At 69.6% G+C, this 15,290-nt stretch carries 13 protein-coding genes and 2 pseudogenes; 10 read left to right on the top strand and 5 right to left on the bottom strand.

The features are described 5' to 3' along the window. Window positions 1-965, bottom strand: a pseudogene (locus tag DI272_RS46220) (topoisomerase II); the annotation flags it as partial. Window positions 966-1,152: 187 nt separating this feature from the next. Here DI272_RS46220 and DI272_RS46215 point away from each other — a divergent pair. Then, a complete protein-coding gene (locus DI272_RS46215; RefSeq protein WP_375138127.1) occupies window positions 1,153-1,632 on the top strand; it encodes a hypothetical protein in 480 nt (159 codons plus the stop codon). Window positions 1,633-1,865: 233 nt separating this feature from the next. On the opposite strand, the pseudogene DI272_RS46210 reads toward DI272_RS46215, so the two are convergent. Then, window positions 1,866-1,994: pseudogene (locus DI272_RS46210) on the bottom strand (SCO5717 family growth-regulating ATPase); the annotation flags it as partial. A gap of 482 nt (window positions 1,995-2,476) precedes the next feature. Between DI272_RS46210 and DI272_RS13675 the strand changes: the two are divergent. Beyond that, window positions 2,477-3,976: a PQQ-binding-like beta-propeller repeat protein gene (locus DI272_RS13675; protein WP_109495646.1), complete on the top strand. Its 1,500-nt coding sequence runs from the start codon at window positions 2,477-2,479 to the stop codon at window positions 3,974-3,976. 197 nt (window positions 3,977-4,173) lie between these two features. On the opposite strand, the gene DI272_RS13670 is transcribed toward DI272_RS13675, so the two are convergent. Continuing rightward, a complete protein-coding gene (locus DI272_RS13670) occupies window positions 4,174-4,458 on the bottom strand; it encodes a DUF397 domain-containing protein (protein ID WP_109495645.1) in 285 nt (94 codons plus the stop codon). A 290-nt stretch (window positions 4,459-4,748) separates the two neighbouring features. On the opposite strand from DI272_RS13670, the gene rpsO reads away from it, so the two are divergent. The 5 genes from rpsO to DI272_RS13645 all read left to right on the top strand — a co-directional run bounded on the left by rpsO (window position 4,749) and on the right by DI272_RS13645 (window position 10,214). Then, window positions 4,749-5,036, top strand: coding sequence for a 30S ribosomal protein S15 (rpsO, locus tag DI272_RS13665; protein WP_059197935.1), 288 nt, complete (start codon window positions 4,749-4,751; stop codon window positions 5,034-5,036). A 335-nt stretch (window positions 5,037-5,371) separates the two neighbouring features. Next, the gene (locus DI272_RS13660) at window positions 5,372-7,594 is read left to right on the top strand and encodes a polyribonucleotide nucleotidyltransferase (protein ID WP_109495644.1); all 2,223 of its coding nucleotides are present in this window, start codon (window positions 5,372-5,374) and stop codon (window positions 7,592-7,594) included. After that, window positions 7,591-8,970, top strand: a complete 1,380-nt coding sequence (locus DI272_RS13655) for a pitrilysin family protein (RefSeq protein ID WP_109495643.1) — start codon at window positions 7,591-7,593, stop codon at window positions 8,968-8,970. Before DI272_RS13660 ends, DI272_RS13655 begins: the two co-directional genes overlap by 4 nt. Window positions 8,971-8,996: 26 nt before the next feature. Then, a complete protein-coding gene (gene dapB / locus DI272_RS13650; RefSeq protein WP_109495642.1) occupies window positions 8,997-9,749 on the top strand; it encodes a 4-hydroxy-tetrahydrodipicolinate reductase in 753 nt (250 codons plus the stop codon). A gap of 12 nt (window positions 9,750-9,761) precedes the next feature. Further along, on the top strand, window positions 9,762-10,214 hold the full coding sequence (locus tag DI272_RS13645; protein WP_109495641.1) for a hypothetical protein: 453 nt from the start codon (window positions 9,762-9,764) through the stop codon (window positions 10,212-10,214). 72 nt (window positions 10,215-10,286) lie between these two features. On the opposite strand, the gene DI272_RS13640 is transcribed toward DI272_RS13645, so the two are convergent. Both DI272_RS13640 and DI272_RS13635 read right to left on the bottom strand, forming a co-directional pair. After that, entirely contained in the window at window positions 10,287-10,841 is a 555-nt protein-coding gene (locus DI272_RS13640; protein WP_109495640.1) for a hypothetical protein, read from the bottom strand. A gap of 90 nt (window positions 10,842-10,931) precedes the next feature. Beyond that, window positions 10,932-11,171, bottom strand: a complete 240-nt coding sequence (locus DI272_RS13635; RefSeq protein WP_181387180.1) for a hypothetical protein — start codon at window positions 11,169-11,171, stop codon at window positions 10,932-10,934. Window positions 11,172-11,370: 199 nt separating this feature from the next. Here DI272_RS13635 and thyX point away from each other — a divergent pair, with 199 nt between their 5' ends. From thyX to DI272_RS13620, 3 genes are all read left to right on the top strand, one after another. Next, window positions 11,371-12,111, top strand: a complete 741-nt coding sequence (thyX, locus tag DI272_RS13630) for an FAD-dependent thymidylate synthase (protein ID WP_109495639.1) — start codon at window positions 11,371-11,373, stop codon at window positions 12,109-12,111. 211 nt (window positions 12,112-12,322) lie between these two features. Next, window positions 12,323-13,222 carry a 4-hydroxy-tetrahydrodipicolinate synthase gene (dapA, locus tag DI272_RS13625; protein WP_109495638.1) on the top strand — a complete coding sequence of 300 codons (900 nt, stop codon included), beginning with the start codon at window positions 12,323-12,325 and terminating at the stop codon, window positions 13,220-13,222. Between the two features lie 154 nt (window positions 13,223-13,376). After that, window positions 13,377-15,062, top strand: coding sequence for a ribonuclease J (locus tag DI272_RS13620; protein ID WP_109495637.1), 1,686 nt, complete (start codon window positions 13,377-13,379; stop codon window positions 15,060-15,062). Window positions 15,063-15,290: the final 228 nt, after the last annotated feature.

The following is a 15,290-nucleotide window of genomic DNA, read 5'->3' as shown; positions in this document are numbered from 1 at the left end:
GGGGTCGGGGCGCCGGGCTGCGGGAAGCCGTAGCCGCCCTGCGGACCCGGGGCTGCCGGGGCCTGGCCGGCGGGCTGCTGGGTGGCCGGCGGGTTCCAGGCGGCGGGCGCGGGCTGCGGAGCCTGCGGCTGGAACGGCGGCTGCTGCGGCGGCACGGTCGGCTGACCCTGTGCGACCACGGGCTGCGGCTGCACGGGCGCCGAGGGGGCAGGCTGCTGGGGCTGGGGCTGGGGCTGGGGCTGTGCGGGCCACTGCGCTGCGGGCGCCGGTGCGGCGGGCTGATACGACGGCGGCAGCGGCGGCATGCCGGGCTGCGGCGCGGGCGGGGGAGTCCAGGCGGGGGCAGCGTCTTGCGGGACGGCATCCTGCGGCGCGCTGTCCTCGGGCGCGGCGTCGGAATCGGTGGGGGCGGGGTCCGGGGCGGGGGAGGTGACGGGGTCCGCGTCCGAGGGCTTCTGCTCAGCGGGTACGGCGTCCACGGGCTCCGCGTCGACAGGCTCCGCGTCGGCGGGTTCCACGTCCGCCAGGTCAGTGCCGGCGTCGGTGTCGGCGGCGTCCTCCGCCTCCGTTGCCTCTACTTCTGCCTCCGCTTCAGCCTCTTGCCCCTCCTCTTCCTCTCGCTCTCCGTCTTCCTCGTCTTCCTCGTCGGTGACGGTCTCTTCCGTCTCGGCCGTCTCCGGCTCGACTGCCGAGGTCTCTTCGCCGTCGCCCCCGCTCTCACTCGCAGCGTCGGCGGAGTCGTCGGTAGCGTCGTCGGGCAGCGGAACATCGCCGAAGGAGTCCGCGTCGAGGCCCGTGTCGTTGTCCTCGTCGACGTCGGCCTCATCAGCCGTACCGACCTCTTCGGCATCCGCGTCGGCCTCGGAAGCGTCGGCATCCTCGCCGTCGGCCGACGTCAGCTTGGCCTCGACGGCAGCGGCACGCTCCGCGATCTCGCGCTTCAGGGCGACGGAGGAGAACCGCATGGTGGCGCCGCTCTCCAGGTCACCGTTCCCGGACTCCTCGGGCTCCTCGACGGACGCCGAGGCAGCCTCAGGGGACGCCACCTCAGGCGCAGGCGCAGGCGCAGGCTCGGGCGCGGGCAGCGTGAAACTCGCCGGGGACGACGCGGGTGCCGGCGCCTGGGCGCCCCAAGGAGCCTGCAACCCCGGAATGTTCGGCACGGCCGCAGGGGAGGCCGGGTCCGCGGCAGGAGCCTCGGCCTGTGCGGACGAAGCCTGCGCCGGCGAAGCCTGGGGCGGCGAAGCCTGCGGCGGCGTGGCCACCTCCGAAGACGGTGAGACCTCCGAAGACGGGGCCGCTTCCGAAGACGAGGAGACCTGGGCCGACTGCGGCTCGAACCCGCTCCCCACCGGAAGCCTGGGCACCGCCCCCGGCCCGCCGTTCGGCGGCACAGGCGGCTGGAAAGGCGCTGCCGGCCCGGACGACGGCGGCGTGGGAGGAGTGAAGGGGGCACCCGGTCCGGCGGACGGCGGTGCCGGCGGCGTAATAGGAGCTCCAGGACCGGAGGAGGGTGGCGCGGGCGGCGTGAAAGGGGCCCCCGGTGCGGGCGCGGGCGGAGTGAACGGAGCGCCGGGCGCCGGCGACGGCACGGAAGCCGGCCCGGAAGAGGCGCCCTGGGGACGCGAATGAGCCGGAGGAGTCAGTCCCGGCAACGACGAAGCGGACCAGTCCGTGGCGGAGGGAGCGCCGACGGGCCCTCCGGAGGCAGACGACCCCGCCGCACCGGAACCCGCCGTACCGGAACCCGTCGTACCGGAACCCGCCATACCGGAACTTGCCATACCGGAACCCGACGAACCACCCACCCCCGCCGAACCGGCCGCACCGCTCGCTCCGTCGCCCGCCCCGCCCGACGCGTTCTGCGTATACCAGGCGGGCGGCGCGTAGTCGATGGTGAACTCGCCCGTCATCTCGCTGGCGGATTCCGCGTCGGGCTGGTCATCGCCGGGTGTGGCCCAGCCCCCGCGGATCCCGTCCCGATCGCTGCTCACAGTTCCTCCTGGTGTGGTCGAGCACCCTCATGCCGTGCTAGGGGCGACCTGTTCTTGTCGTCTTCTAGTCGTCCGAAGTCGTTCGAGGTCGTCCGATCCACCGGCTCTCCCCCTGGGACGCCGACGCCCGGTCCACGGGTTCTGGCGACGCGCCCGGTACCAGCCTAATCACCACAAGCCCCACCCCGGCAGGCCCGTCCACCCCTGAGCGGGGGTCCGCTGCGTCACAACCTGCCCAGAAGTGGCGTACACAGCTTTCGCATCAGTGAGGAAACGGGGCGATGTCCGTGAATGCCCCGAACACAAACGGAAGGTGAGGGCGGCCTGCGGCGCGTGCCTCCGAAGCGCCTTGCCCCGCACGGCCGTTGGAGGCGGCGGAGAACCACCCCGCTCCCGGCCCGCGACCGTTCGGCGGGCATAGTGGGGCCGATCCGAACGCGATCAGGTCAGAAACAGGCCAGAAACAGAAAGGGCGCTTCCGCGTGAGCTTCGGCCCGCCTCCCTCCATCTACACCCAATCCGCACTCGCGGCCGACACCGCCCGCAAGCGCCGCCGTACCAAACTGCTGGGCGCCGCGGCCGTCGTCGTGGCCCTCCTCGTGCTGGCCGGAGGCGGCTGGTTCCTCGCGTCCGGCGACGACAGTGCCCCGGCCGATGCCAAGGGGACCGTGGTGCAGAGCCCCGACGACGTCAGGGAGACGACCGAGAAGGTCCCCGCCTCGCCCGAGGGGCAGCTGATGCTGGAGCACGGCGAGGAGAACCTCGCCAAGGTGACCGACGCCAGCCCCCGCTACGCCCCCGGCACCTGGGCCACCGACAAGGTCATGGTCAAGGGCGTCGCCAACCGCCTGGAGGGCTACCACATCGCCCTCGACGCCGAGGAGAAGGCCTGGACCCTCAAACTCGACGGCCACCTCTGCGCCACCAGCCGCCACGTCACCGCGGACGGCCGTACCGCCGTCGTCATCCAGCCCCCGCAGCCGGAGGGCTCGGAGAAGTCCGGCGTCTGCGACCAGGTGGTGTTCTTCGACCTGAACACCGGCAAGAAGCTGTGGCAGAAGCAGATGCCGGCCGCGAACTCCGCCTTCGTCACCAACACCAACCTCACCCTGACGAAGGGCGTCGTCGCCGTGGCCTGGGGCCAGGGCTCGGTGGCGTACGACATGAAGAGCGGCGAGAAGCTCTGGAGCAGCGCCCTCGGCGACGAGTGCCAGGACAAGGCCTTCGCCGGCGGCCGGGCCCTGCTGGCCCTGCGCGGCTGCGGTTCGCTGCCCGACGTCAGGTACCAGGTGCAGAAGGTCGACCCCCGCACGGGCAAGCCGCAGTGGACGTACAAGGTCTCCGACGGGGTCCAGAACGTCTACCTGCCCTCGTCCGATCCGCCGGTGCTCGCCGTCGCCGCCGGGGACAGCCTCCCCACCGACGTCATCACGCTCGACGGGAACGGCAAGTACCGCACCACCATCTCCCTGGACGGCTACGACCCGAAGTGCGGCGACCGGTACTTCGGGTCCCCGTACTTCGGCGTGTACGAGAACTGCGACGGCATCGTCGTCGGACGCGACCAGGCCTACCTCCTGAGCAAGGAGTCCTTCGAGACCGGTGTGCCGTCCGACTGGATCGTGGCGTTCGACCTCGCCACCGGCAAGACGGCGGGGAAGTTCGACGGCCGCGAGCTGCAGAAGGTCTACCCGCTGCGCATGAGCGGCGACGACCTGCTGATCTACCGCCGCGGCGCGGGCACCGTCGCCCCGGCGGCCGTGGTGCGCTGGAACCCGCGCACGGACACCGAGACACCGCTGCTCCTCTTCACCCTCCCGGAGGAGGAGGACGCCGACTTCAGTGACCCGGACCAGTCGGACATCGTCTTCCAGCAGGGCCGGGTCTTCTTCGGCAAGCGCGAGCTGGTCCGCGACGACAAGTCCCCGGCCGACCCGGTCCTGATGGCTGTGGCGTTCGGGAGCGCCGGGCTGAAGCACTGAGACATCACGAAGGGGCGGCACACGCGCGTGCCGCCCCTCATATGCTCCTGCGTGTCCGCCCTTACGTGTCCGCTCCTGCGTGTCCGCCCTTGCGTGTCCGCTCCTGCGTGTCCGCCCTTGCGTGTCCGCTCCTGCGTGTCCGCTCCTGCGTGTCCGCCCTTGCGTGTCCGCTCCAGTGCGTCCGCTCCGCGCGTCCGCTACTTCGCGGACTCCTCCGGACCCGGCTCCAGATCGAACTCCCCGTCCCGTGCCCCCAGCACGAAGGCCGTCCACTCCGCCTCCGTGTACCGCAGCACGGTGTCCGGGTCGAGCGAGGACCGCATGGCCACGGCGCCCTCGGGCAGGTACGCGATCTCGACCCGCTCCTCGTGCTCCTCCGTGCCCGGCGCGCAGTGCCACTCGACGCCCGAGATGTCGAGCGCGTAGAGCTCGTCCCGCTCCCGCTCCTTGCGCGCCTTGATCTCCTCTGCCGTCTCCGCCATGCCCAGCGACCCCTTCCCGACGTCGTACGATCTGCCGTCACCCTAGTGGCCCCGCCTCCCAGGTCCGATGGGTTCGGGACCCCTTCCGGGTGGTTCGGGGAACCCGGGAGAAGGCGCCCACCTGTGCCTGGTACCCTGAGTGACGGCCGTTTGTGTACGCACCCCCGGAGTCCCTCGAAGGACCCTGGAGGCCGCGCCCAGCGGATCCCCGCCTCCCGAGTAACGGAAGCTCCCCCGAGACACAGACCGGGGGCACTCGGTGGCCATTTTCGGACTACGAGGAGTTTCGAGTGCCGCTCGACGCCGCAGTGAAGAAGCAGATCATCGCCGAGTTCGGTCAGAAGGAGGGCGACACCGGCTCCCCCGAGGTCCAGGTCGCCATGCTTTCGCGCCGGATCTCCGACCTGACCGAGCACCTCAAGACCCACAAGCACGACCACCACTCCCGTCGTGGTCTGCTGATCCTGGTGGGTCAGCGTCGCCGCCTTCTCCAGTACCTGGCGAAGAAGGACATCCAGCGCTTCCGTGCGCTGGTCGACCGCCTCGGCATCCGCCGTGGTGCGGCGGGCGCCAAGTAAGACGCCGTGGAGGGAGCGGTTCCCACTTGTTCGGGGGCCGCTCCCTTTGCTGTACGTGCGGAGTGTCACTGCCTCTTTGTAGTGTGGTAGCACAACGCAATACGTACGACACAGAGTGATGTGCCGTACCCGTAGGGGTAGGGCGCATCGCAAGAAGAACAAGACGAACGAGGAGAAGCGCACCTCGCCGCCGCCGGTCCTCGGTAGTGGCCCCCGGGGGAAGTGAGCCCGGGTGCTTCGATCGAAGACCGGCCCGCACTGAACGGAGCGCTTCTCCGCAACCGTCCCTCTGCCACACGGGCAGCCCACGGGACGAAGACGAGGAGAAAACGCTAGTGGAGAACGAGACCCACTACGCCGAGGCCGTCATCGACAACGGCTCCTTCGGCACCCGCACGATCCGTTTCGAGACGGGCCGCCTGGCCCGCCAGGCCGCCGGCTCCGCCGTGGCCTACCTGGACGACGACACCATGGTGCTGTCGGCCACCACCGCCTCCAAGAACCCCAAGGACCAGCTCGACTTCTTCCCCCTCACGGTGGACGTCGAGGAGCGGATGTACGCCGCCGGCAAGATCCCGGGTTCCTTCTTCCGCCGTGAGGGCCGGCCCTCCGAGGACGCGATCCTCACCTGCCGCCTCATCGACCGCCCGCTGCGCCCGTCCTTCAAGAAGGGCCTGCGCAACGAGATCCAGGTCGTCGCCACGATCATGGCGCTCAACCCCGACCACCTGTACGACGTCGTGGCGATCAACGCCGCCTCCGCGTCCACGCAGCTGGCCGGCCTGCCCTTCTCGGGCCCGATCGGCGGCGTCCGCGTCGCGCTGATCAACAACCAGTGGGTGGCCTTCCCGACGCACTCCGAGCTCGAGGACGCCGTCTTCGACATGGTCGTCGCCGGTCGCGTCCTGGAGGACGGCGACGTCGCGATCATGATGGTCGAGGCCGAGGCCACCGAGAAGACCATCCAGCTGGTCAAGGGCGGCGCCGAGGCCCCGACCGAGGAGGTCGTCGCGGCCGGTCTGGACGCCGCGAAGCCCTTCATCAAGGTCCTCTGCAAGGCCCAGGCCGACCTCGCCTCCAAGGCCGCCAAGCCGACCGGCGAGTTCCCGATCTTCCTGGACTACCAGGACGACGTCCTGGAGGCGCTCTCCGCCGCCGTCCGCCCCGAGCTCGCCCAGGCGCTGACCATCGCCGGCAAGCAGGAGCGCGAGGCCGAGCTGGACCGCGTCAAGGCGCTCGCCGCCGAGAAGCTCCTGCCGGAGTTCGAGGGCCGCGAGAAGGAGATCTCCGCCGCGTACCGCTCCCTGACCAAGCAGCTCGTCCGCGAGCGCGTGATCAAGGAGAAGAAGCGCATCGACGGCCGTGGCGTGACGGACATCCGTACGCTCGCCGCCGAGGTCGAGGCCATCCCGCGCGTGCACGGCTCGGCGCTGTTCGAGCGTGGCGAGACCCAGATCCTGGGCGTCACCACCCTCAACATGCTCCGCATGGAGCAGCAGCTGGACACCCTCTCCCCGGTGACCCGCAAGCGCTACATGCACAACTACAACTTCCCGCCGTACTCCACCGGCGAGACCGGCCGCGTCGGCTCCCCGAAGCGCCGTGAGATCGGCCACGGCGCCCTCGCCGAGCGCGCCCTGGTCCCGGTCCTGCCGACGCGCGAGGAGTTCCCCTACGCGATCCGTCAGGTGTCCGAGGCCCTCGGCTCCAACGGCTCGACGTCCATGGGCTCCGTCTGCGCCTCCACCATGTCGCTGCTGAACGCCGGTGTGCCGCTGAAGGCCCCCGTCGCCGGTATCGCCATGGGCCTGATCTCCCAGGAGATCGAGGGCGAGACGCACTACGTCACCCTCACCGACATCCTCGGTGCGGAGGACGCCTTCGGCGACATGGACTTCAAGGTCGCCGGCACCAAGGAGTTCGTGACCGCCCTCCAGCTCGACACCAAGCTGGACGGCATCCCGGCCTCCGTCCTGGCCGCGGCCCTCAAGCAGGCCCGTGACGCCCGCCTCCACATCCTCGACGTGATGATGGAAGCGATCGACACGCCGGACGAGATGTCCCCGAACGCCCCGCGGATCATCACCGTCAAGATCCCCGTGGACAAGATCGGTGAGGTCATCGGCCCCAAGGGCAAGATGATCAACCAGATCCAGGAGGACACCGGCGCCGAGATCACGATCGAGGACGATGGCACCATCTACATCGGTGCCGCCGACGGCCCGGCCGCCGAGGCCGCCCGCGCCACGATCAACGGCATCGCCAACCCGACCATGCCGGAGGTCGGCGAGCGCTACCTGGGCACGGTCGTGAAGACGACCACCTTCGGTGCGTTCGTGTCGCTGCTCCCGGGCAAGGACGGTCTGCTGCACATCTCGCAGATCCGCAAGCTCGCCGGCGGCAAGCGCGTGGAGAACGTCGAGGACGTCGTCGGCGTGGGCCAGAAGGTCCAGGTCGAGATCGCCGAGATCGACTCCCGCGGCAAGCTCTCCCTGATCCCCGTGATCGAGGGCGAAGAAGGCTCCGACGAGGCGAAGAAGGACGACACCGACAAGTGACGTCGAGTAGCTCCACGGCGACGGCCCGCACCTCCTCGGAGGCGCGGGCCGTCGCCCGTACCCAAACCCTGATCAAGGGCGAGAACGGCATCGGTACGGTCCGCAAGACCACCCTCCCGGGCGGCCTGCGCATCGTCACCGAGACCCTGCCCTCGGTCCGCTCCGCGACCTTCGGCATCTGGGCCCACGTCGGCTCCCGCGACGAGACGCCGTCCCTGAACGGCGCCACGCACTACCTGGAGCACCTGCTCTTCAAGGGCACGACCCGGCGCAGCGCCCTGGACATCTCCTCGGCGCTCGACGCGGTCGGCGGCGAGATGAACGCGTTCACGGCGAAGGAGTACACGTGCTACTACGCGCGCGTGCTCGACACCGACCTGCCGCTCGCCATCGACGTCGTCTGCGACATGCTGACCGGCTCGCTGATCCTCGAAGAGGACGTCAACGTCGAGCGGGGCGCGATCCTCGAAGAGATCGCCATGACCGAGGACGACCCGGGCGACTGCGTGCACGACCTGTTCGCGCACACCATGTTCGGCGACAACCCCCTCGGCCGCCCGGTCCTCGGCACGGTCGACACCGTCAACGCCCTGACCGCCGACCGCATCCGCCGCTTCTACAAGAAGCACTACGACCCGACCCACCTGGTCGTGGCGGCCGCGGGCAACATCGACCACGCCAAGGTCGTACGACAGGTGCGCGCGGCCTTCGAGAAGGCGGGCGCCCTCAAGAACCTCGACGCGACCCCCATCGCCCCGCGCGACGGCAAGCGCGCCCTGCGCACCGCCGGCCGCGTGGAGCTGATCGGCCGCAAGACCGAGCAGGCCCATGTCGTCCTCGGCATGCCGGGCCTGGCCCGCACGGACGAGCGCCGCTGGGCGCTGGGCGTGCTGAACACCGCGCTCGGCGGCGGCATGTCCTCCCGCCTGTTCCAGGAGGTCCGCGAGAAGCGCGGCCTGGCCTACAGCGTGTACTCGTACACCTCGGGCTTCGCCGACTGCGGCCTCTTCGGCGTCTACGCCGGCTGCCGGCCCTCGCAGGTCCACGACGTGCTGAAGATCTGCCGCGACGAACTCGACCACGTCGCCGAGCACGGTCTGACCGACGACGAGATCGCCCGCGCCATCGGCCAGCTCCGCGGCTCCACGGTCCTCGGCCTGGAGGACACCGGCGCGCTGATGAACCGTATCGGCAAGAGCGAGCTGTGCTGGGGCGAGCAGATGTCCGTCGACGACATGCTGACCCGGATAGCCTCGGTCACCCCGGACGACGTCCGCGCGGTCGCCCGCGACATCCTGGGACAGCGGCCCTCGCTGTCGGTCATCGGCCCGCTCAAGGACAAGCAGGCGTCCCGTCTGCACGAGGCCGTGGCCTAATCCACCCTGGTTAAGGAAACGAGAAGATGAGCAAGCTGCGCGTGGCGGTCCTCGGTGCCAAGGGCCGGATCGGCTCCGAGGCGGTCAAGGCGGTCGAAGCCGCCGAGGACATGGAGCTGGTCGCCGCCCTGGGCCGGGGTGACAAGCTGGAGACCCTGGCCGGGACGGGCGCCCAGGTCGCCGTCGAACTGACCACGCCGGCCTCGGTGATGGACAACCTGGAATACTGCGTCGGCCACGGCATCCACGCCGTCGTCGGTACGACGGGCTGGACCGACGAGCGCCTCGCGCAACTGACCGGCTGGCTGGCCGCCTCTCCGGAGACGGGCGTGCTCATCGCGCCCAACTTCTCCATCGGGGCCGTCCTGAACATGAAGTTCGCGCAGATCGCGGCGCCCTACTTCGAGTCGGTGGAGGTCGTCGAGCTGCACCACCCGAAGAAGGTCGACGCACCCTCGGGCACCGCCACGCGCACGGCCCAGCTCATCGCCGAGGCCCGGCGCGCGGCCGGCACGGCCCCGGCGCCGGATGCCACGGAGACGGCCCTGGACGGCGCGCGCGGCGCGGACGTGGACGGCATCCCCGTCCACTCCGTCCGCCTCCGTGGCCTGCTGGCCCACCAGGAGGTCCTGCTGGGCGGCGAGGGCGAGACGCTGACCATCCGCCACGACTCGCTCCACCACAGCAGCTTCATGCCGGGCATCCTGCTGGGCGCCCGCAAGGTGGTCACCACCCCCGGCCTGACCTTCGGCCTGGAAAACTTCCTGGACCTGGGCTGAGCTGACACCACCATGCGCGCCAAGCTCTCGTACGCCATAACGGCCGCCGTCCTGGTCTTCTACTTCGTCCTGGTCGGCAGCCGCGGCGTCATGCTCATCCAGTCCGGCACCCTCATCACCGTCACCTTCGGCGTGGCGGTGCTGATCCTGCCGGTGATCGGACTGTGGTTCCTGTGGAAGAACACCCAGTTCGTCCGCAAGGCCAACCAGCTCGCCGCCGAACTCGACGCCGAAGGCGGCCTGCCCGTCGACGAGTTGAGGCGCCTGCCCAGCGGCCGTATCGACCGCGACTCGGCCGACGAGGTCTTCGCCAGGCGCAAGGCCGAGACCGAGGCCGAACCCGACGACTGGCGCAGCTGGTTCCGCCTGGCCGTCGCCTACCACGACGCGCGCGACACCCCGCGCGCCCGCAAGGCGATGCAGCGCGCGATCGCCCTGCACGACGGAAGACCCGTCCAGGCCTGAGCGCCGTAGGTCCACGAAGGGGCCGGCCCGCACTCGCTGCGGACCGGCCCCTTCGACGATTGCGTGCACGACTCAGCCCCGCTGGTACTCCGCGCCCCATGCCTCCACCGAGTCGGCGGCCCGGTCGAAGGCCTCGGTCCGCCCGAGGAAGTCCGCGTTGTGCGTGGTCAGCAGCGGCGCCGTGTCCTCCGCCGCGCGATCACTGCGTACGACGGTCAGGGCCTGCCCCTGCACCGTCCGCGGCAACCCGAGCCAGCGCACCGGCTGCTGCACCGTCCGCACGGCGACGACCTGCTGCCAACGCGCGGTCCGCGTGACGAAGAACCCGACATGGCGCACACCGTGGGCGCTCACCCACACGCCCATCCGCAACAGCCGCAACGACACCGCGATGACGGCCAGCGCCACCCCGAAGACCACACCGCCCTCGGACACCGAGCCGGTGAGGGCGATGATGACCGCGGCGAACAGCACATACGACGCGAGGAGCAGCAGCAGCGCCGCCGCACCCACCCGCCAGGGCCCGGGGCGGTACGGGCGCCGCCAGTGGTCGCGGTCGTCGAAGGGCAGCGCGACGTCATCGGCTGTCTCGAAGGCGCGGTCGGCCGTCAGGAAGGGCAGGGGCACGGCTGGTCCTCACTCAATCCATGCATGGGCTGTGCCCGGTGAGGCTATCCGCCGGTGTCCCCGCGAGCCACCCTAGGGGGTCTGGATGAGTCAGTGTCCTTGAGACGCCTGTGACTGCTGGGTGTCCGTGGAGGAGTGATCGACGGTCAGCGCCGGCATCCCTACCACCAGGGAACCCACCAGCGCCGCGATGATGGTGACGCCCAAGAGCCAGCGCCCGGCTATCTGCCCGACCGAGGACTTCTCCCGCGGCGGGGGAGTGACATTGCTGCGGAACCTGTCGGCCTCGGCGATGAAGGCGAACGGAACGGGCTCACGCCGGCGGAACATCAGGGAGCGCCCCTCTCGGAACTCGAACGAATCACTGTCACAGGTACAGACGCGCGAGTGCCCCAAAAGGTGCCCTGATGCCCAGAATTCGCAGAAGTTCGCCATGGATGTCGCGTCCCGGTACCGAACGCCCCGTTGTCAGTGCCGACCCGTAGAGTGGGCGCCGCCCGAGAGAAGTGATGGAAGGACCCTCCGAGCCGTGACCGACACCCCCGCCGACGACCTCAAACCCAGCTTCCGTACCGACATCACCGTCGAGCTGGTGAAGCACAGCGCGGCCGACTCCGACGTGCTGTGGGCCGCTCGTGTCTCCACCGCCGGCGAGCAGTCCCTGGACGAGCTGAAGAAGGACCCCGAGCGCTCCAAGGGCCTCATCAACTACCTGATGCGGGACCGGCACGGCAGCCCGTTCGAGCACAACTCGATGACCTTCTTCATCAGCGCCCCGATCTTCGTCTTCCGCGAGTTCATGCGGCACCGCGTGGGCTGGTCGTACAACGAGGAGTCCGGCCGCTACCGCGAGCTCCAGCCGGTCTTCTACGTCCCCGGCGCCGACCGCAAGCTCGTGCAGGAGGGCCGCCCCGGCAAGTACGTCTTCGTGGAGGGCACCGAGGCCCAGCAGGAGCTGGTCTCGCGCACCATGGAGGACTCCTACCGGCAGGCGTACGAGGCCTACCAGGAGATGCTCGCCGCCGGCGTCGCCCGCGAGGTCGCCCGCGCGGTCCTCCCCGTCGGCCTGTTCTCCTCGATGTACGCCACGTGCAACGCCCGCTCGCTGATGCACTTCCTCGGCCTGCGCACCCAGCACGAACTGGCGAAGGTCCCGTCCTTCCCGCAGCGCGAGATCGAGATGGTCGGCGAGAAGATGGAGGCCGAGTGGGCCAAGCTCATGCCGCTCACGTACGCCGCCTTCAATGCGAACGGCCGCGTGGCGCCGTAGCGCACCCGCGTTCCCCGACCGGGCACAGATGTACGGTTCAGCCTCGCGAAGTGTCCGTATTGCGGCATTTAGAGAAGTTCATCTAGCCTGATCAAACGGACCCGGCACTGCTTGAACCCCCGAGCAGGCAGTGCCGGGCTCCTCTTTTGTCATGACTTTTCGCGCCCCCTGCGGGCAGACCACGTCCTGAGCAGCGAGTAGCGTGTTACCCATGGCTCCGACCTCCACTCCGCAGACCCCCTTCGGGAGGGTCCTCACCGCTATGGTCACGCCCTTCACGGCGGACGGCGCACTCGACCTCGACGGCGCGCAGCGGCTCGCATCCCACCTGGTGGACGCAGGCAACGACGGCCTGATCATCAACGGCACCACCGGCGAGTCGCCCACCACCAGCGACGCGGAGAAATCGGACCTCGTACGAGCCGTACTGGAGGCGGTCGGCGACCGGGCCCACGTCGTCGCCGGCGTCGGCACCAACGACACCCACCACAGCCTCGAACTGGCCAAGGCCGCCGAACAGACCGGCGCCCACGGCCTCCTGGTGGTCACGCCGTACTACAACAAGCCCCCGCAGGAGGGCCTGTACCGGCACTTCAAGGCCATCGCCGACGCCACCGAGCTGCCGGTCATGCTCTATGACATCCCCGGCCGCAGCGGCGTCCCCATCAACACCGAAACGCTGGTCCGGCTCGCCGAGCACCCGCGCATCGTCGCCAACAAGGACGCCAAGGGCGACCTCGGCCGCGCCAGCTGGGCCATCGCCCGCTCCGGCCTCGCCTGGTACTCCGGCGACGACATGCTGAACCTGCCGCTGCTCTCCGTGGGCGCGGTCGGCTTCGTCTCGGTCGTCGGCCACGTGGTCACCCCGGACCTGCGCGCCCTCGTGGATGCCTTCGTGTCGGGCGACGTCCAGAAGGCCACGGAGATCCACCAGAAGCTGCTCCCCGTCTATACGGGCATGTTCCGCACCCAGGGAGTCATGACGACGAAGGCCGCGCTCGCCCTCCAGGGCCTGCCCGCCGGACCGCTGCGCGCCCCCATGGTGGAACTCACTCCAGAAGAGATCGAGCAGCTCAAGATCGATCTTGCCGCCGGCGGGGTACAGCTCTAACACCAGACTTCGCGCGCCGGGCGCGCAACCAGACTTCACAACTGAATAAGCAGGCCACCGGTGCCTGCACCCGACAACGACAACTGCTACACGCACGAACGTCATGCGCGCCACGTGCCCACCGGTACGTGGCGTGTGTGGTGAGGAGAGTCTTTTGAGTCATCCGCATCCTGAACTCGGCCCGCCCCCGTCGCTGCCCGAAGGCGGCCTGCGCGTCACCCCGCTCGGCGGTCTCGGTGAGATCGGCCGAAACATGACGGTCTTCGAGTACGGCGGCCGCCTGCTGATCGTCGACTGCGGAGTGCTCTTCCCGGAGGAGGAGCAGCCCGGAATCGACCTGATCCTGCCGGACTTCTCGTCCATCAGGGACCGCCTCGACGACATCGAGGGCATCGTGCTCACGCACGGCCACGAGGACCACATCGGCGGCGTCCCCTTCCTGCTCCGCGAGAAGCCGGACATCCCGCTGATCGGCTCCAAGCTGACGCTCGCGCTCATCGAGGCGAAGCTCCAGGAGCACCGCATCCGCCCGTACACCCTGGAGGTGGCGGAGGGGAACCGCGAGCGCATCGGCCCCTTCGACTGCGAGTTCGTCGCGGTCAACCACTCCATCCCCGACGCCCTGGCGGTCGCCATCCGTACCCCCGCGGGCATGGTGGTCCACACGGGCGACTTCAAGATGGACCAGCTCCCGCTGGACAACCGTCTGACGGACCTCCACGCGTTCGCCCGCCTGAGCGAGGAGGGCATCGACCTCCTTCTCTCCGACTCCACGAACGCGGAAGTCCCCGGCTTCACCCCGCACGAGCGGGACATCTCCAACGTCCTGCGCCAGGTCTTCGCGAGCGCCCGCAAGCGGATCATCGTGGCCAGCTTCGCCAGCCACGTCCACCGCATCCAGCAGATCCTGGACGCGGCCCACGAGTACGGCCGCCGGGTCGCCTTCGTCGGCCGCTCGATGGTCCGCAACATGGGCATCGCCCGGGACCTCGGCTACCTGAAGGTCCCGCCGGGCCTGGTGGTCGACGTGAAGACGCTGGACGACCTCCCGGACAGCGAGGTCGTCCTGGTCTGCACGGGCTCGCAGGGCGAACCGATGGCCGCCCTGTCCCGCATGGCCAACCGCGACCACCAGATCCGCATCGTCTCGGGCGACACGGTGATCCTGGCGTCGTCACTGATCCCCGGCAACGAGAACGCGGTCTACCGCGTGATCAACGGCCTGACCCGATGGGGCGCCAACGTCGTCCACAAGGGCAACGCCAAGGTCCACGTCTCGGGCCACGCGTCCGCGGGCGAGCTGCTGTACTTCTACAACATCTGCCGCCCGAAGAACCTGATGCCGGTGCACGGCGAATGGCGCCACCTGCGGGCCAACGCCGAGCTGGGCGCCATGACCGGCGTCCCGCACGACCGGATCGTCATCGCCGAGGACGGCGTCGTCGTCGACCTCGTCGAGGGCAAGGCCAAGATCTCCGGCAAGGTCCAGGCCGGTTATGTGTACGTCGACGGCCTCTCCGTCGGCGATGTGGGCGAGCCGGCTCTGAAGGACCGCAAGATCCTCGGTGACGAGGGCATCATCTCGGTCTTCGTGGTCGTCGACTCGTCGACCGGAAAGATCACGGGCGGTCCGCACGTCCAGGCTCGCGGCTCGGGCATCGAGGACTCGGCGTTCGCCGACGTGCTCCCGAAGATCACGGAGGTCCTGGAGCGCTCGGCCCAGGACGGCGTGGTCGAGCCCCACCAGCTCCAGCAGCTGGTGCGGCGAACCCTCGGCAAATGGGTCTCCGACACGTATCGCCGCAGGCCGATGATCCTGCCGGTGGTGGTGGAGGTCTGACGATCCGTCGGCCCTCGTACGTGTGAACCTGGAGCGGGGCGCCTCGATTTGCATCGAGGCGCCCCGCTCCAGTACGTTTACGGCTCCACCTCAACGGGCACCCGGCCGCTTCACGCGCCGGGAACCAGTCCCCGAAGCGGGTGGGAATTCCGACTCAGAATCTCTGATAAAGTCGGAACCGCCGGAAAGGGAAACGCGGAAGCGGGAACCTGGAAAGCACCGAGGAAA

The organism is Streptomyces sp. Act143 (assembly GCF_003143935.1).
GTDB lineage: Bacteria > Actinomycetota > Actinomycetes > Streptomycetales > Streptomycetaceae > Streptomyces.
This window is presented reverse-complemented; position numbering and strand designations above follow the sequence as displayed.